The following is a 19629-nucleotide window of genomic DNA, read 5'->3' as shown; positions in this document are numbered from 1 at the left end:
GGCGCGGCTCCTTCAACGCACGGTCTTGGCGGTCGCGTCGGCCGGATCGAGCGGCCCCGCGCTGGCCACCGGGCCGGGCGAGCCGAACTGCACCTTGGCGTCGCTCGGGCTGCCATTGCTTCCCTTGCCGCCCCCGTTTCCGTTGGTTCCGCCCTTGCCGCCCGAGGCGGGTGGCGCCACTTCGGAGGCCTTCACCGTGTCGCCCACGCGGGCGCGCTGCGAACCTTCGACCATCACGCGGTCGCCCGCGGCCAATCCGCTCAGCACCTGCCAGCGGTTGCCCACCGCACGGCCCACGGTGATGGCGCGCTTGGCCAGCTTGTTGTCCTCTCCGACCACGATGGTCGAGGCGCTGCCGTCGGGCGCGCGCGTCACCGCCTGCTGCGGCACGAGCAAGGCGTCGTCGTTTTCGCCGACCTGGAGCACGGCACGCACATACATGCCGGGCATCAGCATGCGGTCGGGGTTGGGCACCACGGCGCGCAGTGTCACGCTGCCGGTGCCGGCGTCCACCGTCACACCGCTGACGGTGAGCTTGCCCGGATGCGGGTAACTGGTTCCGTCCTCCAGCAGCAGCTTGATCGGTGCCTCGTTGGCGTTGCCGCGCTGAAGCCGGCCGCTGGCCAGTTCACGCTTGAGCCGCAGCAACTCGCTGCTGGACTGGGTCACGTGCACGTACACCGGGTCGAGCTGCTGTACGGTGGTCAGCGGCGTGGCCTGGTCGGCCGTGACCAGCGCCCCCTCGGTAACGCTGGAGAGTTCGGCCCAGCCGGAGATCGGCGAGACGATGCGGGTGCGGTCCAGGTTGATGCGCGCGGTCTGCTCCGCGGCCTTGGCCACGGCCACGTCGGCTTCGGCCTGGGCCGCGGCGGCCTGGGTCTGGTCGTTCACCTGCTGGCTGATGGCGTCGATCTTCACCAGTTCGGCATTGCGCTTGGCCACGGTGCGCGCCGTGGCCGCGTTCGATTCGGCCTTGCGCACGCCGGCCTGTGCGCTTGCATGGGTGGCCTGGAAACTCGCGGGGTCGATCTGGTAGAGCACCTGGCCCGCCTTGACCATGGAGCCTTCGGTAAACAGCCGCTTTTGCAGGATGCCGCCGACCTGCGGCCGGATCTGCGCCACCACCGGCGCCACGGTGCGGCCCGACAGCTCGGTGCTGAAGCCCACGCGCTCGGCTTTCAGCGTGACCACGCCGATCTCCTTGACGGCGGGCGCCGCCGGCTTGGCGTCGGCCTTGTCGCTGCGCGAGCAGCCGGCCAGAAAGAGGCTGGCCACCAGGCCGATGCCCCACAAGGCGGCAGATGCTGAATAGCGGGAACGTTCGAAGTCAGGCATGGCGTCGTGGTTTCAAGGCGAAAGGGCAGGATGGCCAGTTCTTCGCGCGTTGTAGCAGACAGATGGAGCGACCGGGTCGCCGTAGGTTCCTGCGCCGAGCCGAAATAACGCGCCACGCACACGCAATCGCCAAAACACAATCTGTTTCACTAGCAAACAACGCGCCAGACACAAGATTCAGACCGCGAATCTAACCTGATTCGTTGGTTTTTTGTGCAGTTGCTTAGAAGGATTTGCTTCTTCTTTACCTGGCATCGTTGTCAAAGTTGACATCGGCGTGGTTTGTCGGGCGGTTGGTGGCCAAGAAAACCGTGCTGCCGAACTAGAAAAACCACCCCGCTGGGTCAAGGCGGCGGGGTGGCTTGCGACGTCGGCCGGTCTACTTTGCCAATTCCGGCGCAAGCGGACTGGGCACGCGGGCGGTGGTCACCGATTGCCAGCCATAGCCGAGCTTGAACAGCGTGGGCTCGGCGAAGGCACGGCCGATCATCTCCAGCGTGACCGGCTCCACCGACGGCGACGCGTTCGTGGCCTTGACGAAGCCGGCCGGGAACGCCAACGCTGGAAAACCGGTGAAGGGGCTCAGGCGGTTGTTGCTGCCCGAATTCACGCTGGTGCTGTTGAAGCCCTGCAGCACCGGGTAGACCAGCACGTCGTAGGCTGCGCCCTTGCTGGTGCCGGTGGTGAAGTCCTTGTTGTCCAGCGCCGCCTGCACCCGCGGGATCACGTATTCGTCGCGTGGCTTCAGGTTGTTCTGGTAGATCGGATTGGCTTCCTTGTTGGTGCCCAGCGTCACATAGGTGTTGAAGTTGGCCACGCGCGTGGGCTCGAGCGTGATCAGCGCCGCCGCCACCTCCTCCGTGGTGCGCAGATGGCCGTCGCCGCTGGACGCCCAACTGCCGAGGTAGGCGGTAAGGTCGTCGCGGAACTCGTAACTCGACAGGCTGGCGTAGCCGGTGAGGATGGTCGTGCGGTTGGCGATGTCCACGTCTTCCACCGTGGCGCCGGCGGCGCGCATCTTGTCCAGCGCGGCGTTCAGTGTGTCGATGAACAGCTGGTTGGCCGCGGTGGCGGTGGGGAACATGCCGCGCACCACGCCGATGCGGGCGCCCTTGAGACCGTCCGCCGACAGCGTGGTCGTGTAGGACGCGGGGCGTGAGGTCTGGGCGTCGTAGGCGGCGGCGCTGGCGACGAGCGGCGCGTCCCAGGCCTTGGCCGTGCGTTGGCCGCTGTATTTGCTGGTGTCGAAGCCGACCATGGCGTCCATGGTGAGGGCGCAGTCGGGCAGCGAGCGGCAAAGGGGGCCGCCCGTGTCCTGGCCGTGGGCCAGCGGCACGATGCCGTCCTGGCTGACCAGTCGCAGCGTGGGCCGCAGGCCATACAGCCCTTCCACCGCGGCCGGCACGCGCACCGAGCCACCGGTGTCCGTGCCCAGGCCGACCATGGCCAGGCTGGCCGCGATCGAGGTGCCGGTGCCGGAAGAGGAGCCGCCTGCGCTGTTGGTCGGCACATAGGCGTTCTTGGTCTTGCCGCCGACCGAGGAACTGCCGGTGAAGCCGAAGGCGAACTCGTCCATGTTGGCCTTGCCGATGATGATGCCGCCGGCCGCGCGGATCTTCTGCACGGTGTAGGCGTCGTCCGGTGGCTGGTTGTTCTGCAGCGCCAGCGAACCGGCGGTGGTCTTCATGTCGAAGGTGTCGTAGTTGTCCTTGGCCAGCACGGTCACGCAATGCATCGGGCCGACCATCGTGCCGGTGGCGAAGAAGCTGCGATCGAGTTCGTCGGCGCGGGCCAGCGCGGCCGAATTCACCGTGATCACGCTGTGCAGGCCCGGGCTGTTCGGGAAGGCCGCGGTGGCGTCGGCGTCGTAGGCGGCGATGCGGTCCAGATAACCTTGCACCACGTCGCGGCAGGACACGTCGCCATTGCGCATGGCGGCATGAAAGCCGCTCACAGTGGCCTCGACCAGAGGGAAGGGCTTGCGGTCCGGCTTGAGCGTGATGCTGCCATCACCGCCGCCGCAGGCGACGAGCACCGCGCTGGCGATGACGGTGGCGGAGATGTGCAGAACGCGGCGGCGCGACGCGAGGAAGGCGTGTGGAGACGGCATGAAGAAGTGTGTCCGGTGGCTGTAGAGATGTGTGCAAAAGCAAATCCCGCGCCATGAAAAAATGCGCCGCGCAGCGCCGCCTTGGTGCGTGCCTGCTTGATGTGTAAAGCTTCTGGCTGGGATCGTTCTTGCGGCGTTTTGGTATGTGTCTTGCTTCGTTCGCTGCACCATGAATCCAGTCCTCGCCACCCAAGGAAATACCGTGAAAAAACTGCTTCTCCGTACCGCGCTGAGCCTGGCCTGTGTCTTTTCGGTGGCGGCCGTCGCCCAGGGCGCGAACACCGCCCCCCTCATGCAGGCCGCGGGGGCGGGCGAAGCCGACAAGGTCAGCGCGCTGCTGGCCAAGGGGGCGGATCCCGATGCGCGAGACGCCAACGGCCAGACCGCGTTGATGCTGGCCGCCAGTGCCGGGCATTACGAAACCGTGCGCCGCCTGCTCATCGGCGGCGCCAACAAGCAGCTGCAAGACCCCAGCGGCAAGACCGCGCTCGACCTCGCCACGGAACACCACCATGTCGACCTGATCGCGCTGATGCGCGAGGCTTCCTGAGTGCGGGCGCCAACGTAAAGCTCACTGTTACACGCCCGCCATGTCGGCGTGCCCTGATCGGGCTGCGTTGTCCACGCAAGCCGGAACAGGAAGCCCTCATGAAAAGACTCACCCTCGCGCCCAGGACGGCGCTGTTGCTCGTGCTGGTCGCGATGGTCGGTTGCACCAAGCAGCCGACCCAGCAGGTCGGTGCCCCGGTCGCCGCCCCGGTGCCAGCACCAGCGCCTACACCCTCACCGGCGCGCGTGGCCGCGCCTGCCATCGCGCCGGCACCCATGCCCGCACCTGCGGTGAGTTACGCGGCACCACCTGTGGCGCATGCCGTGTCCGTCTATATCGACCCGCCGCTGCGTCAGCCGCCGCCGGTGGTCGTGGGCTGGGCGCCGCCGCCGATGCGGGTCGAAGCGCCCCCGCCCAGGCCTTTCGACGACGCCGTCTGGACCGGCGGCTACTGGGCCTGGCAGGGCGACTGGGTGTGGGCCGCAGGGCGCTGGGCAGCGCCGCCGAAGCCCCAGTACCGCTGGGTCCATCCCTACTATGAAAACCGCGCGGGCGTGGTGGTGTTCATCGCCGGCCATTGGTCCCCGCCGGGTGCGGTGTTCGTGCCACCTCCGCCGGGCCTTCGCCTGGGCTTGGCCACCGTGCTGCCCGGCGTCGTCCCTGGTCCGCGGCCGCTGGGTCCATCGGGGGTGTTCGTGCCGGCGCCACCCGGGTCTCGCGCCGGGCTGATCGTTCCCGCGCCCATTGGCACGCCGCCGGCGGTGGTGATCGGTGCGCCGCCAGTCACCAACATCGGCATGCACATCCAGAACCGGGTGGAAAACAACAGCGGCAACCGCACGACGGTCAACAACACGGTCAACAACACACGCGTCACCGAGGTCACGAATGTCACCAACGTGAAAAACGTGACCATCGTCGCCCCCGCCGCGGCCACCACCTCGGGCCGTGCCTTCGCATCGAAGGCGCCCGCCCAGGCGCACCTGGCGGCGGCGCAAACGCCGGTGACCCACGTGCCCGCGCCCGTGGCGGAGAAACCGCCGACGCCCACGCCTCCGCCCCTTCCGCCTCATGCGGCAAACACCGCCAAGCCGGCGCCACAGGCACAGGCACAGGCACGCGCGCTGCAACATCAGCACGCGGAAGCCCAGGTTCAAGCGGAAAAGGCCGAGGCCGCCGAAAAGGCCAAGGCTGCGCAGCCAATGACCAGGCACCTGCCCGAAGCGGAGAAACACGCGGAACCGCCACCCGCCAAAGCCGCCGTCAAGGAAGACGGGAGAGAGAAAAGACCGCCCGAGGCCGGAAGGAAAGTGGAGTAGGTGGAGTCGCTGGCCTAAGGGTGTCGCAGGGCCGGGCCTCAGGAGAACACCGAGGCCACCAGCCACACATTGGCCGCGCTGATCACCACGAACAGCAGCCAGGCCAGCGCCTTCAGCACCGGCCCGTTGGCGAATTCGCCCATCATCTGCCGGTTGCTGGTGAAGCGGATCAGCGGCCACATCGCGAACGGCAACTGGAAACTCAGCACCACCTGGCTCAGCACCAGCATCCTGCCGATGGCGTCGTCGCCGAACCACCACACGCCGATGAAGGCCGGCACCAGGGCCAGAGCCCGCGTGAGCAGCCGGCGTTGCCAGCAGGGGATCTTCAAGTCGAGAAAACCTTCCATCACGATCTGGCCGGCAATGGTGCCAGTGAAGGTCGAGCTTTGGCCGGAGGCCAGCAGCGCAATCGCAAACAGGCTGGCCGCGAGTGCGCTGCCGACCACCGGCTCTATCAGCCGGTAGGCGTCGCCGATGTCGGTGACTTCACGATGGCCGCTGCTGTTGAAGGCGCTGGCCGCGAGGATCATGATCGCGGCATTCACCAGCAGCGCCAGCGACAGCGACACCAGCGCGTCGAACGTGCCGAAGCGCAGCGCCTCGCGCCGGCCGGCCGGCGTGGGCACCACCTGCCGCGTCTGCACGACGCTCGAATGCAGGTAGAGGTTGTGCGGCATCACTGTGGCGCCGACGATGCCGATGGCCAGGTACAAGGCGCCGGGCTGCTGCAGCCGCTCCAGGCTGGGCACGAAGCCCATGGCCACGCCGAACCAGTTGGGTTGGCTCATGGCCAGCTCGACGATGAAACAGCCCGCGATCGTCATCACCAGGCCGAGCACGATGGCCTCGACGCGGCGGAAACCCGCGCCCTGCAGGCCCAGCACGAGCAAGGTGTCGAAAGCCGTGATGGCGATGCCCACCGGCACCGAGACGCCGAACAGCAGGTGCAGCGCCAGCGCGCTGCCCAGCACCTCGGCCAGGTCGCAGGCCACGATGGCGAGTTCGGCGCCGAGCCACAGGAAGCGGTTGACCGCCGGCGAATAGTGTTCGCGGCAGGCGCGCGCCAGATCCTTCTGTGCGATCAGGCCCAGGCGCACGCACAGCGTCTGCAGCAGCATCGCCGCCAGGCTGGCCAGCAGCACCACGAACAGCAGGCCGTAGCCGAAACGCGAGCCCGATTCGATGTCGGTCGCCCAGTTGCCGGGGTCCATGTAGCCGACGGAGACCAGCAGCCCCGGGCCCGCAAAACGCAGCAGCTTCTTGTGCAGCGGCATCTCGGCCGGAACGGCGACGCTGCCTTTGACTTCGGACGGACAGAACGGCGCGGTGGCGATGCGGGGCAGTGAATACATGCGCCGAGTATAGAAATCCCAGGGGCCGGCGAGCGTAGAAAATTGCTATTCTTGTGATAGCTAATGCCGCAGATTTCGCCTGCGGAAAATGCCAATCTGGCTTGAAATTTCTTGCAAACGTCAGTAGGCCACCGGGTCGCGGTACTGCGCTTCTTCGTGGATCGCCCAATAGGCGTCGTACAGCCTGCCAGCGACCGGGCCGGGGAAATCCGGCAGTGCCACGCCGTCGAGCCTTGCGATGGGCAGGATGCCGCCGCCGGACGAAGTCAGGAACACCTCGTCGGCAGCGCGCAGCGCGGCCGACGGCACAGGCGCGATGTGCACGGGAATCTGCAGCCGTTCGCACAGTTCGATGGCGGTGCGGCGCGAGATGCCCTCCAGCACGCCGCTGTCGGCGGTGTGGACCACGCCGTTCTTCACCATGAACACGTTGAAGCCCGGGCCTTCGGTGATGTTACCGGCGGCGTCCACCACGCAGCTCGTGTCGCGGCCCTGGTCGTAGGCGTCGTAGAGCGACTGCACCAGGTCCATCCAGTGGTAGTTCTTGACCGTCGGGTCCACCGAGGTGGCGGGAATGCGCTGGCGTTCGCTGATGTGCAGGTCCAGGCCGGCGAGTTGCTTCTCGCGCGAGGCGATCCACACGTAGGGCAGGGCGTAGGCATAGAAGCGGTTCTGCGCCAGGCGCGGATCGCGGGCGCCGCGCGGCGGCACGCCGCGGGTGCAGACCATGGCCACATACGCATCCTGCAGGCCACCGGCGCGCACCACGCCGTGCAGGATCTCGCGCAGCTCGGCACGGCTGTACGGAATCGCCAGGCGCATCTTCTGCAGGCTGGCGAAGAAACGGTCCATGTGGGCGTCGAGCCGGAAGAACGCGCCCTGCCAGGTGGTGGCCACGTCGTAGGTGACGTCGGAGCGGGTGAAGCCCCAGTCGAACATCGAAATCTTGGCTTCGGACAAGGGGACGAATTCGCCATCGACGAAGGCCGAGCCGCCTTCGAATTGACCGGTTTGGACTGCACGCATCTGAAAGCTCCTGAAGAGGCTGGGAAGTTCTTGAATAATTGTACGGCGTTCAATTAAAATTGAACAGCGGTCAATTATCGCGGCGACGCCCTAGAATCGGCGTTCCGCTCCCACGAGGACGCCGTGTCCAGAAAACCGAACCCTGTCCGCTCCAGCCGTCCCGGCCGCCCGCGCAAGCAGCCCGCGGCGCGTGGCCTACCCGCCGCGCCGGTGCTCGGGCGCGAACGCATCCTCGAAGCCGCGCTGGCGCTCATCGACACCCACGGCCCGCAGGCCTTCAACATCCGTGAACTCGCGCGTGTCCTGGGCGTGGCGCCGGCCGCGATCTACTGGCATGTGCCCAGCCGCAACGAACTGGTGTCGGGAGCCGCGGCCCTGGTGCTGCACGGTGTGGCCGACGACATCGCCCCCGGACGCTGGCAAGACCGGCTGCGCACCCTGTTGCAGCGCTACCGCGAGGTGCTGCAGCGCCATCCCAGGCTGGCGCCGCTGGTGGCCAGCGAGATGCTGTGCAACGCGGCCTTCGACGCGGTGTTGCTCGACCACGTGGTGCATCTGCTCGAGGACGCCGGTTTCGGCGGCGCCGATCTGGTCGACGCCTACAACGTGGTCATCGCCGCGATGTGCGGATTCGCCACGCTGGAGTTGTCGGCCGCGCCGGACGAAGACATCGAGGGCTGGGAGGCGGCCTGCCGTTCGCAGATCGCCGGTGTGGACGCGCTGCGCCAGCCTGCGCTGGCGCGCCACCTCGTTGCCCTGGAAGACCGCGCCTTCATCCTGCGCTGGTCAAGCGGCACCGACCGGCCGCTGGCCAGCGGCTTCGCGGCCTGGACCGATGTGATCGTGCGCGGGCTGGAGTCGCGCGCGCGGGCGTTGCGCCGGGCCGCTGCGCCATAGCCGGGCCGCACTGCGCCATGGCCAACGCGATGCGGCTTTCGCCGGCAGGCAAGGCATGGCAGCAGCGCTGCGAAAAGTCCGACCGAAGAATCTGCGCAGGCTGGCCGTAAAACACAATTTGCTGTCGGCCGTGGGCACCGAATCGGCCACATCGACGGTCGGATCTCCGTAAGCTTGAAGGCATCGTTCCTTCCATCTTCCAGGAGTCTCCATGAACCTCAAGGCCTACAAAGTCCTGACCTTCGACGTCGTCGGCACGCTGATCGATTTCGAGAGCGGCATGCTCGCCTACCTGCGCCGGGTCGCGCCAGACGCCAGGCTGTCCGACGAGGATTTCCTCGCCGCCTACCGCAAGGAGCGCAAGAGCCCGGACGTGAGCTGGTACCCCGACGACCTGGAACGTGTGTGGCACGCGCTCGCACCCGTGCTCGGCCTGCCCGACAGCGACGCCATCGCCAAGGGCTTTCGCGATTCGGTGTCCGAGTGGCCGGCCTTCCCGGATTCGGTGGAAGCGCTCAAGCGCCTGCGCCGGCATTTCAAGCTGGTGACCATGACCAATGCCCAGGCCTGGGCGTTGAAGCACTTCGCCGGGACGCTCGACCACCCTTTCGACCTGGAACTGAGTTGCGACGACGCCTTGTGCGAGAAGCCCGACGCGCGTTACTTCGCCTATGCGCGCGGCCGTTTCGAAGGCGCATGGGGCTACAAGCAGGCCGACAACCTGCACGTCGCGCAAAGCCAGTACCACGACATCGGCATCTCCAAACAACTCGGCATCGCCACCTGCTGGATCGAACGCCGGCACGGCCTGGCGGGCTCGGGCGGCACCATCGAATCGGCACGGACCACGCCCGACTACCACTTCCACACGCTGGCCGAACTGGCCGATGCCGTCGAGGCCGCGCAGGCCGGGCAAAGCCTGTGATGCTCGCGGACATCGCGGCGCCGGTGGCCGACCTGCTGCCCGAACTCGTGGCCCTGCGCCGCGACCTGCATGCCCATCCCGAGCTGGCCTTCGCGGAGCGCCGCACGGCCGGCATCGTGGCGCAAAGCCTGCGGCTCCTCGGCCTGGAGGTGCACGAAGGCCTGGGCGGCACCGGCGTGGTCGGCTCGCTGCGCTGCGGCGATGGGGCGCGTAGCGTGGGCCTGCGCGCCGACATGGATGCGCTGCCGATGGTCGAGCTGGGCTGTACCGCCTACGCGAGCCGCACGCCCGGCGTGCACCATGGCTGCGGCCATGACGGCCATACCAGCATGCTGATCGGCGCGGCGCGCCAACTGAGCCGTACGGCCCGCGCGAAGGGCTTCGACGGCACGGTGCACTTCATCTTCCAGCCGGCCGAGGAGGGCAAGGGCGGCGCGCGGGCGATGATCGAAAACGGCCTGTTCGAACGCTTCCCCTGCGACAGCGTCTACGCGCTGCACAACTGGCCCGACCTGCCGCTGGTCCAGGCCCAGACGCGGCCCGGGCCGATCATGGCCGCGGCCGACCGCTTCGACATCGTGCTGCGCGGCCGTGGCGGCCATGCCGCGCAGCCGCAGCACACGCCGGACGCCATCCTCGCCGCGAGCCAGTTGGTCACCCAGCTCAACACCATCGTCTCGCGCCGCATCGACCCCGGCGAGTCGGCGGTGTTGTCGGTCACGCGCATCGAGGGTGGCCACAGCCACAACGTGCTGCCGGCCGAGGTGTCGATCACCGGCACCGTGCGCAGCTTCGACCCTGCCACACAGGACCGCATCGAGGCCGCGCTGCGCGCCTGCGTCGAGGGCGTGGCCCTGGCCAGCGGCGTGCAGGCCGAGCTGAACTACCTGCGTTATTACCCCGCGACCATCAATACCCCGGCCGAGGCATTGCTCGCGCTCGAGGCGGCCAATGCCATCGGCCTGCAGGCAACCGTGGCGCCGCGTGCGGCCTTCACCTCGGAAGACTTCGCCTTCATGCTGCAGCGCAACCCCGGCGCGTACCTCTGGCTCGGCCAGGGCCGCGCGGATACCGGACCCGATGGCGAGCGCGCGCTGCACCATCCCTGCTACGACTTCAACGACGACGCGCTGCCGCTGGGCGTGCGCTGGTTCTGCGAGGTGGCCGAACGCGCACTCGCGCAGCGGGCTTCTCCGGCCTGATTCACCGCTTCACCGGGTCGGCCGCCAAGGGCGTTCAGCACCCGCGGACGCCGCCGCCGGAAATGCCAGGGCTCCCCGGGATTGACAAAGAAACTGCTTGGTTGCGCTGCGATATGGCATCTCCTGCAAAGGGGTTAACCCTAGACTTGTTTCCATCTCAACGCAGCGAGCCCACCATGATATTCAAGCCCAAATTCATCAGCTTCGATTGCTACGGCACCCTCATCAACTTCGAGATGGGTCCGACGGCAAAAGTACTGTTCAACGACCGCGTGCCGGCCGACCGGATGCCGGCGTTCCTGGACAGTTTCCGGGCCTATCGGCTCGACGAGGTGCTCGGTGACTGGAAGCCATTTTTCGACGTCGTGGAGAACGCCATCCGGCGCGCCTGCAAGGCGCATGGCGTCGAATGCCTGGCCTCGGATGCGCTGGCCCTGTATGAAGCGGTGCCGACCTGGCAGCCGCATCCGAACGTGGTCGAGGTGCTGGAGGCCATCGCGCCGCACGTGCCGCTGGTGATCCTGTCGAATTCGATGGTGGACCTCATCCCGCACAGCGTGGCGCACTTGAAGGCCCCTTTCCACGCGGTCTACACCGCCGAGGCAGCGCGCGCCTACAAGCCGCGCATGCAGGCCTTCGAATACATGTTCGACCAGCTCGGCTGCGGGCCCGGTCAGATGATGCACGTCTCGTCGAGCTTCCGCTACGACCTGATGACGGCGTCCGACCTTGGCTTCATGGCCAAGGCCTTCATCGACCGTGGCCATGAGCCCACGTCGATTGAATACGGCGTGAGCCGCCTGACCGACGTCCGCCAACTTCCCGCATTGCTCGGACTCTGATGCACGGCCCGGATCCCCACCCCTGGGCGCAGGGGGCGATGCCCGAAGGGCGTCCGACCGAGGCTGCGGCGCTGAGCACCGCGGCGCCCGAGCTGACGGCAGCCGAGGTGCGGGCGCTGGTGGCGCGCCTGTACGGCATCGACGGCAGCGTGAAGCCGCTGGCCGGCGAGCGCGACCAGAACTGCGCCGTGGAATGCGTGGACGGCACGCGCTACGTGTTCAAGATCAGCAACCCCTCCGAGCCGGTTTCGCTGGTCGATTTCCAGATTGCCGCGCTGGAGCACATCGCCCGCGCATCGCCCGGCCAGCCCGTGCCCCGCGTCGTGCGAACGCTGGACGGCCGCACGCGTGACGTCGTGGCGTTGGCCGATGGCAGCCGGACCACCGTGCGCATGCTCACCTACCTGGATGGCATCCAGATCCGGGAGACACCGCGGACCAATGCGCAGCGTCTGGCCATGGGCAAGGGGCTGGCCGGACTGAACCTTGCGCTGCAAGGCTTCACGCATCCCGCGGCCAAGCACGACCTGCTGTGGAACGTGTCGGCGGCCCACCGGCTCACTGCCCAGCTCCACAGCCTGGTCGAAGGCCCCCGCCGTGCACTGGCCGAATCGTTCATGGCGCGTTTCACCGAGCATGTGCTGCCCCGCCTCGCCTCGTTGAGGGCGCAGGTGATCCACAACGACTACCACCTCTACAACGTGTTGGTCGCGCCGGACGACCAGGCGCGCATCACCGGCATCATCGACTTCGGCGACATGCTGCATGCGCCACTGGTCGGCGAGGTGGCGACGGCGGCCGCCTTTCACATGACCGGCAATGCGGACCCGTTCGAAGCCGCGGCGCAATTCGTCGGCGCCTACCAGGCCGTCCTGCCACTGACCGAGCCGGAGAAGGAGATCGTCGCCGACCTGATGGCGACGCGCCACCTCGTCACCGTGCTGATCTCGGAGTGGCGCGCTCTGCGCTACCCCGAAAACCGCGCCTACATCATGCGCCACAACCCCGCGGGCTGGGAGGCGCTGTCGCAGATGGCGGACATCTCGCGTCACGAAGCACGCGACCGCTTACTGAACCCAACGCAAAACGGAGCCTCCTCATGAAAACCACCGCCGACTTCAACATGGTCAACGCCTACATCCCCGGCCGCGCCAATGTCGGGCCTGCCACCGAGGCGATGATCGAACGGCGCAATGCCCTGCTCGGCCCGGCGTACCGGCTGATGTACGAGCATCCGCTGCATATCGTGCGCGGCGAAGGTGCCTGGCTGATGGACCCGCAAGGCCGCCGCTACCTTGACGCCTACAACAACGTCACCTCGCTCGGCCACTGCCATCCCGCGGTCACCGAGGCGATCTGCCGCCAGGTGCAGACGCTGGCGACCAACACACGCTATCTGCACGACACCATCCTGGAGCTGGCCGAGCGGCTGCTCGCCAGCGTGCCCGACACCGAGCTGGCCCACCTGATGCTGACCTGCACCGGCAGCGAGGCCAACGATCTGGCGTACCGCATTGCCAAGGTGCGCACGGGCGGCACGGGCATCATCGTCACCGACACGGCCTACCACGGCATCACCGACGCCGTGTCGCAGTTCTCGCCGTCGCTGGGCGTGACCGTCGACCTCGGCCCGCACGTGCGCCTGGTGCCGGCACCGCGCCTGTACCATGCCGAAGGCGCCGACCTGGGCGAGCGCTTCACGCGCGACGTCGAGGCGGCCATCGCCGACCTGCAGCGGCACGGCATCAAGCCGGCAGCCCTGATCGTTGATTCGCTCTTCACCAGCGACGGCATCCTGCCCGGGCCCGTGGGCTTCCTCAAGGGCGCGGTCGAGGCCATCAAGCGTGCTGGCGGCCTGTTCATCGCCGACGAGGTGCAGCCCGGCTTCGGCCGCACCGGCGAGCATCTGTGGGGCTTCCAGCGCCACGGCCTCGTTCCCGACATCGTCACCATCGGCAAGCCGATGGGCAATGGCCAGCCCATTGCCGGCCTGCTTGCGACAGCCGATGCCCTGGCGGACTTCGGCAAATACTCCCGCTACTTCAACACCTTCGCCGGCAATACCGTTTCGTGCGCGGCGGCCCTGGCGGTGCTGGAGACCATCGAGCGGGAGGGGCTGGTGCCGCACGCCGCCAAGGTCGGCAAGCTGCTGCTCGACGGCATTGCCGGGCTCGCCGCGAAGCATGAGGGCATTGGTGACGTGCGCGGGGCGGGACTCTTCGTCGGCGTCGAACTCGTGTCGGACCGAAGGACGCGGGCGCCGGACCGCAGCCTCACCAGCCAGGTGGTCAACCGCATGCGCGACAAGGGCGTGCTGCTCAGCGCCTGCGCCCAGGGACACAACGTGCTGAAGATCCGGCCGCCGCTGGTGTTGTCCGCGGAGCAGGCCGGCATGGTCATCGAGGCCCTCGACGCATCGCTCTCCGAGGTGCAGCGCAAGTCGCCGGGAGCGACCTGAGCGCCCGGCGGTACGATCGCGCCATGAGATCAACAGTTTCGCTGGACCGGTTCGATTTCAAGATACTCGTGCATCTCCAGCGCGACGGACGATGCTCGAACGTCGACCTGGCCGAGTCGGTGGGCCTCAGCCCCAGCCCGTGCCTGCTGCGTACCAAGCGGCTGCAGGAGCTCGGGTTGATCCGGGGCTACGGCGCGGACATTGCCCTGGAAAAGCTGGGGGAGCACGTGATCGTTTTCTCGGAGGTCACCATCAGCAGCCACCGGCCACATGATTTCCGCAAGTTCGAGCAGGGCGCCAGCAAGTACAAGGAGATCGTCGAGTGCTACAACGTCAGCGGTGGCTACGACTACCTGCTGAAGATCGTGGCGCCCGGCGTCGGCTATTTTCAGGCGCTGATGGAAAAGATGCTGGAAGACGACATCGGCATCGAGCGCTTCGCCAGCCGGATCGTCCTGCGCCAGCCGCTGGACCGGCGCGAGTATCCGCTGGGCATCATCGCGACGCAGAAAAGGTGGGGGTGATCCCCGCAGGATTCAGCCTGCCATAGGGCCCATGAACGCTCTGCGGCATTGACGCTTCGCGCCATGGCGGCCGCGCGACGCCCTCATGCGGCCTTCTGCGCATCCTGCCGTGCCGCGAACCGCCCGATGCCATAGGGCGCGAGCGGGATCGATGTGCTGCCCGTGGCCATCAGCTCGGCCATCGTTTCGCCCACCCCCGGGCTGATGGCGAAGCCTTCGCCGTTGAAGCCGAAGGCATAGTGCAGGCCCGGCACCTTGGCGCTCGGGCCGATCACGGGCTGCCAGTCGGCGGTGTAACCCTCGATGCCGCTCCACACGCGGATCAACTGCACGTTCGCGAAGGCCGGCACGAAGCGGCGCAGTTCGTGCAGTTGGCGCAGCACGTTGTCGGGCTTCACGTAGGCGCGGATCACATCGGTATGCGCGGGGCCCTTGAGCCCGCCGCCGAAGACAATGTTGCCGCGTGAGATCTGGCGGAAGTAAAGGCCTTCGGTCTCGATGGGGGACGACAGGCCGATCGATGGCCCGAGCGCATAGGGCAGCGGCTCCGTCACGCCCATCTGCGGGCCGCGCGCGTCCATGGGCACGCGCTCGCCGAACTGCTCGGCCATGCGGTTCGACCAGGCGCCGCAGGCCACCAGCATCTGCGGCGCACGGAAGCGCCGGCCGTCGGCGGTGTGGGCGGTGAAGCCCGCACCGTCGTGCTCGACCTGCATCACCTCGGCATGTTCGACGATGTTGGCGCCGGCGCGCTGCGCCGCGCGGGCGAAGGCCGGGCCGGCCAGGCGCGGGTTGGCGTGGCCGTCCCGCGGCGAGTACGAGCCCGCCACCACGCCGGGCGCGAAGATGCCCCAGCGCTGGCGCAGCTGCTCGGCGGTGAAGAGCTGCAGGTCCAGGCCCAGCGGCTTCACGTCGTGCGCGTGTTTTTCAAGCACCGCGGCCTGCTTCTCGGTGTAGCAGACGCGCAGGTGGCCATAGGGCACGAACTCGGCGTCTTCACCGAGCAGCGACTTCACGCGGCCCCAGACGGCGCGCGCGCGGTTGGCCAGCGGCATCTGGTGCAGTTCACGGCCCTGCCGCCGCACGTTGCCGAAGTTGGTGCCGCTGGCCTGGCGGCCCACCAGCTCGCGTTCGAGCAGCGTGACCGACTTGCCATGCTGGCGCAGGAAGAAGGCCGTGGTGGTGCCCATCAGGCCACCGCCCAGCACCAGCACATCGGTGTCGTAGGTTGTGGCGCTCATTGCCCGGCCTCCATCGTATTCATGACCAGCGGCTTCACCGGTGCCTGCGAGCGCAGCCGTCCCACCTGTTCCACCGGAACGGCGCAGGCATGCGCCACGATTTCCGCTGCGGCATGGCCGCAGAAGCGGCCCTGGCAACGGCCCATGCCGACGCGGCTGAAAGCCTTGGCGCGGTTGACTTCCTGGCTGCCGAGTTCGTTCACCGAGCGGCGTAGTTCGCCGGCCGTGACGGCTTCGCAGCGGCAGACCACCGTTTCGTCGGATACGGCCGCAGCCTGCTTGTGCGGCCAGGGAAAGGCGCGGGCCAGGCCCAGCCGGAAACGGTCCATCTGCGCCAGCGTACGGTGCAGCGTGGCCGATTCCTTCTCGTAGAGGGTACGGCCCGGGGTGTGACCGAGATCCCGCAATGCGGCCAGCGCGGCCAGGCGGCCGGCGGCCTCGGCGCCGTCGGCACCGAGGATGCGCACGCCGTCGCCCGCGAGGTACACGCCCGGCGTGCTGCTGCGGCCATCGGCATCGATGCGCGGCAGCCACTGGCGGCTCACGGGCTCGAAAACGAATTCGCAACGTGCGAGGTCGGCGAGCTGGGTCTCGGCGCGCAGGTGCCAGCCGAGGCCGACCGCATCACATTCGAAGCGCTGGGTACGGCCCTGTGTGTCGCGCACCTGCACCGCTTGCACACCGAGGCGGTCGTCGCCTTCGATGAGCAGCGGCTGCACACCTTGCAGCACCGGTACGCCCGCATGGCGCAGCCCGCGGATCAGGCCGAGCCCGCGCAGCGCCAGCCTGGGCCGGGCCAGCAGGCCGGTGACGGCGCCCCAGGACTTGGCCGCGGGCGCGGTGTCGAGCACCGCTGCCACCTGGGCGCCCGCCTGCAGGTATTGCGAGGCGACCAGGTACAGCAATGGGCCGCTGCCCATGAAGACCACGCGCTGGCCAATGGCACAGGCCTGGGCCTTCAAGGCGATCTGCGAAGCGCCCAGGCTGTAGCAGCCGGCGCGGTGCCAGCCATCCACCGGCATCAGCCGGTCGGTGGCGCCCGCGCACACCAGCAGCGCGTCGAACGGCTGGGTCTGTGCCTGGCCCCCATGGACGAGGTGCAGCGTCCCTTCGCTGAGGTTCCACGCCAGGGTGTCGCCGCGGTAGTCGATGTGGGGGCGCAACGCGTCGAAGTCGCGGTGCAGGGCCTGGGCCTTGTCGGCTTCCGTGCCGTAGAGCTTGGTGTAGGAGCGCTTGAAGCCTTCGGGCTGGCGCCGGTAGATCTGGCCGCCATCGCGCCGGCCTTCGTCGACCACGATGGGCCGCAGGCCGGCCTCGACCAGGGCCTGCGCGGCACGCACGCCGGCCGGGCCGGTGCCGACGACCACGATACGAGGGGCCGGCGGATGGGAAGCGGTGGCGTTCAACGGTTTAGCTCCCCGGCGTGGCGTGCCAGCGATTGCTGCAGATCGGGTGTGGAGGGCCAGTACTGCGGTGGCGGACGGGTCAACACCGCCATGCCAGCCTCGGCAGGTGTGCTGCAGGCGCGCAGGCGTTCGCCCGCGGGCGTCCACACCCAGCAATCCTGGCAGGCGCCCATCAGGCAGAAGCCCGCGCGCGGGCCGTCGCCGAATTCGCTGTCGCGCACGCGGCGGCCGTGGCTCAGCAGGGCGACGAGCAGCGTGTCGCCGGCCAGCGCGGTCGCCGGTTCGCCATCGATCGACATCGACAGGGTGGGACGGTCGGTCTCGGCCAGCCGGACGAAACGTCCGGGCTGGCGAGGGCGGGAGGGTGTGACGGGCATGGGCAGGCGCGCGCGGTTCAGCGCTGATGGGGAAACAATTTCTCGACGGGGCAGTGCGTCTTGATGAACGGCGACTTGATGACGATGTAGCTGAAGTACTTCACGATGCCGATGTTGCGTTCGAGCAGTTCCTCGACCACTTCCTGGTAGTGGTTCACGCCGCGGGTCAGGAAGCGCAGCAGATAGTCGTAGCCGCCGCTGACCAGGTGGCATTCGAGCACTTCGTCGACTTCGCGGATGGCCGCCTCGAAGCGGGCGAAGTCTTCGCGGCGGTGATCGGAGAGCGTGACCTCGGTGAAGACGGTCAGCGTGTCGCCGAGCTTTTCCAGCCGCAGTTGCGCGCCGTAGCCGGCGATGTAGCCGGACTGCTCCAGCCGCTTCACACGGATCAGGCAGGGGCTGGGCGACAGGCCCACCGCGTCGGCCAGATCCACATTGGTCATGCGCCCGTTTTTCTGCAACTGGGCCAGGATGCGCAGGTCGAGTCGATCGATCTTGAAGGCTTCGTTCATGGCGGGCTCTGTGGCTTGTAAAACTCCGATTCTGCTACCTCGGTGGAACGGTCTCAGCCGACGAGTGCGGCGCGCACGTCGGGCGCTGCCAGCACCTCGTCCAGGGTCTTCTTCACCCGTGCGAACAGTTCCACGAATTCGCCTTCACTGAAAATCAGCGCCGGTGCAAAGCCGAGGATGTTGTCGGCGAAGGCGCGGAACACCACGCCGTTGCGGTAGGCGGCGGCGGCGATGCGGTCGGCCAGGCCCAGCGCCGGATCGAAACCGGCCTTGCTCGCCTTGTCGCTGACCAGCTCCAGCGCGCCGAGCAGGCCGCGGTGGCGCGCGTCGCCCACCAGCGGATGGCTGCGCAGGGCGTCCAGCCCGGCGGCGAAATGCAGCGCACCGCGTTGGCCCTGGGCCAGCACGCCGCCTTCCTGGTAGAGCCGCAGCACTTCGAGTGCCACGGCCGCGCCGACCGGGTGCGCCGAGTAGGTGGCGCCGTGGCCGACCGATACGCCGGGCGGGGCGCCGTCGGCGATGCCGGCGTAGACCTTCTCGCTCAGCATCGTCGCGCCCATGGGCACGTAGCCCGAGGTCAGGCCCTTGGCCATGGTCATCAGGTCGGGCTCCACGCCTTCGGCCTCGCAGGCGAACATCGGGCCGGTGCGGCCGAAACCGGTGATGACTTCGTCGACGACGAACAGGATGTCGAGTTCGCGCGCGGCCTCGCGCATGGCCTTGAGCCAGCCCTTGGGCGGCACGATGACGCCGCCCGAACCCTGGATCGGCTCGCAGAAGAAGGCCGCCACCGAGTCCGCGCCGAGCTCGGCCACCTTGGCGCGCAGTGCGGCCACCGACGCATCGATGACGGCCTGCGGATTCGTGGCGCCTTCGGCATGGCGGTAGGGGTTGGGCGAAGGGATGTAGTGCTGCGTGGGCAACGGCAGGTCGAAGCCGCGGTGGAAGGCGGGCAGGGCGGTCAGGCCCGCGCCGGTGGACGACGAGCCGTGGTAGCCGCGCTCCAGCGCGATGAAGTGCTTCTTGGCCGGCTTGCCGATGGCGTTGTAATACTGGACGATGAAGCGCACGGCCGCGTCCACGGCCTCGGAGCCGCCCAGCGTGAGGTATACGCGCGTCAGCGAGGCCGGGGTGATCTGCACCAGCTTCTCGGCCAGGCGGATCGCCGGCTCGCTGCTGTAGTGGAAGTAACCGGTGGCATAGGGTAACTGGCGCATCTGTTCGGCGGCGGCCTGCACCACGCTCTCCTGGCCGTAGCCCACGTTTACGCACCACAGGCCGGCAAAGCCGTCCAGCAGTTCGCGGCCTTCGCCATCGGTCAGCCAGGCGCCGCGGCCCGAAGACAGCACGGTCGGCCCGCGCTGCTCGTGCGTGCGCCAGGCCGAGACAGGGTGGATCAGGTGAGCCCGGTCGATCGCGCCGAGCGCGGCGATGTTGGGCAGGTCGGAGATTGGGTTCATGGCGGTGTCCGTTGGTGCTGAAACGATGGGCCGTTTCGATGCCGAAAGCTTAGGCCGTGCGGGCTCTCATCGGGTGCTGCATTGAGGGGC

The 19629-nt window shown here is 68.0% G+C and carries 18 protein-coding genes; 9 read left to right on the top strand and 9 right to left on the bottom strand.

Going from position 1 to position 19629, the window contains the following annotated elements:
- Window positions 1-12 precede the first annotated feature (12 nt).
- Both RD110_RS24500 and RD110_RS24495 read right to left on the bottom strand, forming a co-directional pair.
- Window positions 13-1335, bottom strand: coding sequence for an efflux RND transporter periplasmic adaptor subunit (locus tag RD110_RS24500; protein WP_083686547.1), 1323 nt, complete (start codon window positions 1333-1335; stop codon window positions 13-15).
- 379 nt (window positions 1336-1714) lie between these two features.
- Window positions 1715-3445: an amidase gene (locus RD110_RS24495; RefSeq protein ID WP_083686545.1), complete on the bottom strand. Its 1731-nt coding sequence runs from the start codon at window positions 3443-3445 to the stop codon at window positions 1715-1717.
- A gap of 202 nt (window positions 3446-3647) precedes the next feature.
- Here RD110_RS24495 and RD110_RS24490 point away from each other — a divergent pair, with 202 nt between their 5' ends.
- On the top strand, window positions 3648-3995 hold the full coding sequence (locus tag RD110_RS24490; RefSeq protein WP_157900317.1) for an ankyrin repeat domain-containing protein: 348 nt from the start codon (window positions 3648-3650) through the stop codon (window positions 3993-3995).
- 98 nt (window positions 3996-4093) lie between these two features.
- On the top strand, window positions 4094-5314 hold the full coding sequence (locus tag RD110_RS24485) for a YXWGXW repeat-containing protein (protein ID WP_076203012.1): 1221 nt from the start codon (window positions 4094-4096) through the stop codon (window positions 5312-5314).
- Window positions 5315-5352: 38 nt separating this feature from the next.
- Here RD110_RS24485 and RD110_RS24480 read toward each other — a convergent pair whose 3' ends face one another.
- The gene (locus RD110_RS24480; RefSeq protein WP_076203010.1) at window positions 5353-6669 is read right to left on the bottom strand and encodes an Nramp family divalent metal transporter; all 1317 of its coding nucleotides are present in this window, start codon (window positions 6667-6669) and stop codon (window positions 5353-5355) included.
- Between the two features lie 120 nt (window positions 6670-6789).
- Window positions 6790-7695, bottom strand: a complete 906-nt coding sequence (locus RD110_RS24475; RefSeq protein WP_076203008.1) for an aminotransferase class IV — start codon at window positions 7693-7695, stop codon at window positions 6790-6792.
- Between the two features lie 123 nt (window positions 7696-7818).
- Here RD110_RS24475 and RD110_RS24470 point away from each other — a divergent pair, with 123 nt between their 5' ends.
- The 7 genes from RD110_RS24470 (at window position 7819) to RD110_RS24440 (ending at window position 14543) form a co-directional block, all read left to right on the top strand.
- Window positions 7819-8592, top strand: a complete 774-nt coding sequence (locus RD110_RS24470; protein ID WP_083686543.1) for a TetR/AcrR family transcriptional regulator — start codon at window positions 7819-7821, stop codon at window positions 8590-8592.
- Between the two features lie 211 nt (window positions 8593-8803).
- The gene (locus RD110_RS24465; protein WP_076203002.1) at window positions 8804-9517 is read left to right on the top strand and encodes an HAD-IA family hydrolase; all 714 of its coding nucleotides are present in this window, start codon (window positions 8804-8806) and stop codon (window positions 9515-9517) included.
- Window positions 9517-10719, top strand: a complete 1203-nt coding sequence (locus RD110_RS24460; RefSeq protein ID WP_076202999.1) for a M20 aminoacylase family protein — start codon at window positions 9517-9519, stop codon at window positions 10717-10719. Before RD110_RS24465 ends, RD110_RS24460 begins: the two co-directional genes overlap by 1 nt.
- Window positions 10720-10895: 176 nt before the next feature.
- Window positions 10896-11561 carry a haloacid dehalogenase type II gene (locus RD110_RS24455; protein ID WP_076202996.1) on the top strand — a complete coding sequence of 222 codons (666 nt, stop codon included), beginning with the start codon at window positions 10896-10898 and terminating at the stop codon, window positions 11559-11561.
- Between the two features lie 38 nt (window positions 11562-11599).
- Window positions 11600-12664 (top strand): phosphotransferase, encoded by a 1065-nt coding sequence (locus RD110_RS24450; protein WP_076202994.1) that lies wholly within the window; start codon window positions 11600-11602, stop codon window positions 12662-12664.
- Complete coding sequence (locus RD110_RS24445; RefSeq protein ID WP_076202992.1) at window positions 12661-14019, top strand: aspartate aminotransferase family protein; 1359 nt, start codon at window positions 12661-12663, stop codon at window positions 14017-14019. Before RD110_RS24450 ends, RD110_RS24445 begins: the two co-directional genes overlap by 4 nt.
- 23 nt (window positions 14020-14042) lie before the next feature.
- Window positions 14043-14543 carry an Lrp/AsnC family transcriptional regulator gene (locus RD110_RS24440; protein WP_076202989.1) on the top strand — a complete coding sequence of 167 codons (501 nt, stop codon included), beginning with the start codon at window positions 14043-14045 and terminating at the stop codon, window positions 14541-14543.
- Window positions 14544-14626: 83 nt separating this feature from the next.
- Here RD110_RS24440 and RD110_RS24435 read toward each other — a convergent pair whose 3' ends face one another.
- From RD110_RS24435 to RD110_RS24415, 5 genes are read right to left on the bottom strand one after another with little or no spacing between them, the layout of a single operon-like run.
- A complete protein-coding gene (locus tag RD110_RS24435; RefSeq protein ID WP_076202986.1) occupies window positions 14627-15784 on the bottom strand; it encodes an NAD(P)/FAD-dependent oxidoreductase in 1158 nt (385 codons plus the stop codon).
- Entirely contained in the window at window positions 15781-17190 is a 1410-nt protein-coding gene (locus RD110_RS24430; protein WP_076202983.1) for an FAD/NAD(P)-dependent oxidoreductase, read from the bottom strand. The genes RD110_RS24435 and RD110_RS24430 overlap by 4 nt, the downstream gene beginning before the upstream one ends.
- Window positions 17187-17567 carry a (2Fe-2S)-binding protein gene (locus tag RD110_RS24425; RefSeq protein WP_076202981.1) on the bottom strand — a complete coding sequence of 127 codons (381 nt, stop codon included), beginning with the start codon at window positions 17565-17567 and terminating at the stop codon, window positions 17187-17189. The genes RD110_RS24430 and RD110_RS24425 overlap by 4 nt, the downstream gene beginning before the upstream one ends.
- A gap of 17 nt (window positions 17568-17584) precedes the next feature.
- Window positions 17585-18079, bottom strand: coding sequence for an Lrp/AsnC family transcriptional regulator (locus RD110_RS24420; protein ID WP_076202978.1), 495 nt, complete (start codon window positions 18077-18079; stop codon window positions 17585-17587).
- A gap of 53 nt (window positions 18080-18132) precedes the next feature.
- A complete protein-coding gene (locus RD110_RS24415; protein WP_076202976.1) occupies window positions 18133-19539 on the bottom strand; it encodes an aspartate aminotransferase family protein in 1407 nt (468 codons plus the stop codon).
- Window positions 19540-19629 lie beyond the last annotated feature (90 nt).

Source organism: Rhodoferax koreense, assembly GCF_001955695.1.
In the GTDB taxonomy this organism is placed as follows: Bacteria; Pseudomonadota; Gammaproteobacteria; order Burkholderiales; family Burkholderiaceae_C; genus Rhodoferax_B; species Rhodoferax_B koreensis.
This window is presented reverse-complemented; position numbering and strand designations above follow the sequence as displayed.

What these genes read in the sequence shown, in the direction of transcription:
- RD110_RS24500 (WP_083686547.1), bottom strand. Translation starts at nt 1,335, where the DNA reads ATGCCTGACTTCGAACGTTCCCGCTATTCAGCATCTGCCGCCTTGTGG.
- RD110_RS24495 (WP_083686545.1), bottom strand. Translation starts at nt 3,445, where the DNA reads ATGCCGTCTCCACACGCCTTCCTCGCGTCGCGCCGCCGCGTTCTGCAC.
- RD110_RS24485 (WP_076203012.1), top strand. Translation starts at nt 4,094, where the DNA reads ATGAAAAGACTCACCCTCGCGCCCAGGACGGCGCTGTTGCTCGTGCTG.
- RD110_RS24480 (WP_076203010.1), bottom strand. Translation starts at nt 6,669, where the DNA reads ATGTATTCACTGCCCCGCATCGCCACCGCGCCGTTCTGTCCGTCCGAA.
- RD110_RS24475 (WP_076203008.1), bottom strand. Translation starts at nt 7,695, where the DNA reads ATGCGTGCAGTCCAAACCGGTCAATTCGAAGGCGGCTCGGCCTTCGTC.
- RD110_RS24465 (WP_076203002.1), top strand. Translation starts at nt 8,804, where the DNA reads ATGAACCTCAAGGCCTACAAAGTCCTGACCTTCGACGTCGTCGGCACG.
- RD110_RS24460 (WP_076202999.1), top strand. Translation starts at nt 9,517, where the DNA reads ATGCTCGCGGACATCGCGGCGCCGGTGGCCGACCTGCTGCCCGAACTC.
- RD110_RS24455 (WP_076202996.1), top strand. Translation starts at nt 10,896, where the DNA reads ATGATATTCAAGCCCAAATTCATCAGCTTCGATTGCTACGGCACCCTC.
- RD110_RS24450 (WP_076202994.1), top strand. Translation starts at nt 11,600, where the DNA reads ATGCCCGAAGGGCGTCCGACCGAGGCTGCGGCGCTGAGCACCGCGGCG.
- RD110_RS24445 (WP_076202992.1), top strand. Translation starts at nt 12,661, where the DNA reads ATGAAAACCACCGCCGACTTCAACATGGTCAACGCCTACATCCCCGGC.
- RD110_RS24440 (WP_076202989.1), top strand. Translation starts at nt 14,043, where the DNA reads ATGAGATCAACAGTTTCGCTGGACCGGTTCGATTTCAAGATACTCGTG.
- RD110_RS24435 (WP_076202986.1), bottom strand. Translation starts at nt 15,784, where the DNA reads ATGAGCGCCACAACCTACGACACCGATGTGCTGGTGCTGGGCGGTGGC.
- RD110_RS24425 (WP_076202981.1), bottom strand. Translation starts at nt 17,567, where the DNA reads ATGCCCGTCACACCCTCCCGCCCTCGCCAGCCCGGACGTTTCGTCCGG.
- RD110_RS24420 (WP_076202978.1), bottom strand. Translation starts at nt 18,079, where the DNA reads ATGAACGAAGCCTTCAAGATCGATCGACTCGACCTGCGCATCCTGGCC.
- RD110_RS24415 (WP_076202976.1), bottom strand. Translation starts at nt 19,539, where the DNA reads ATGAACCCAATCTCCGACCTGCCCAACATCGCCGCGCTCGGCGCGATC.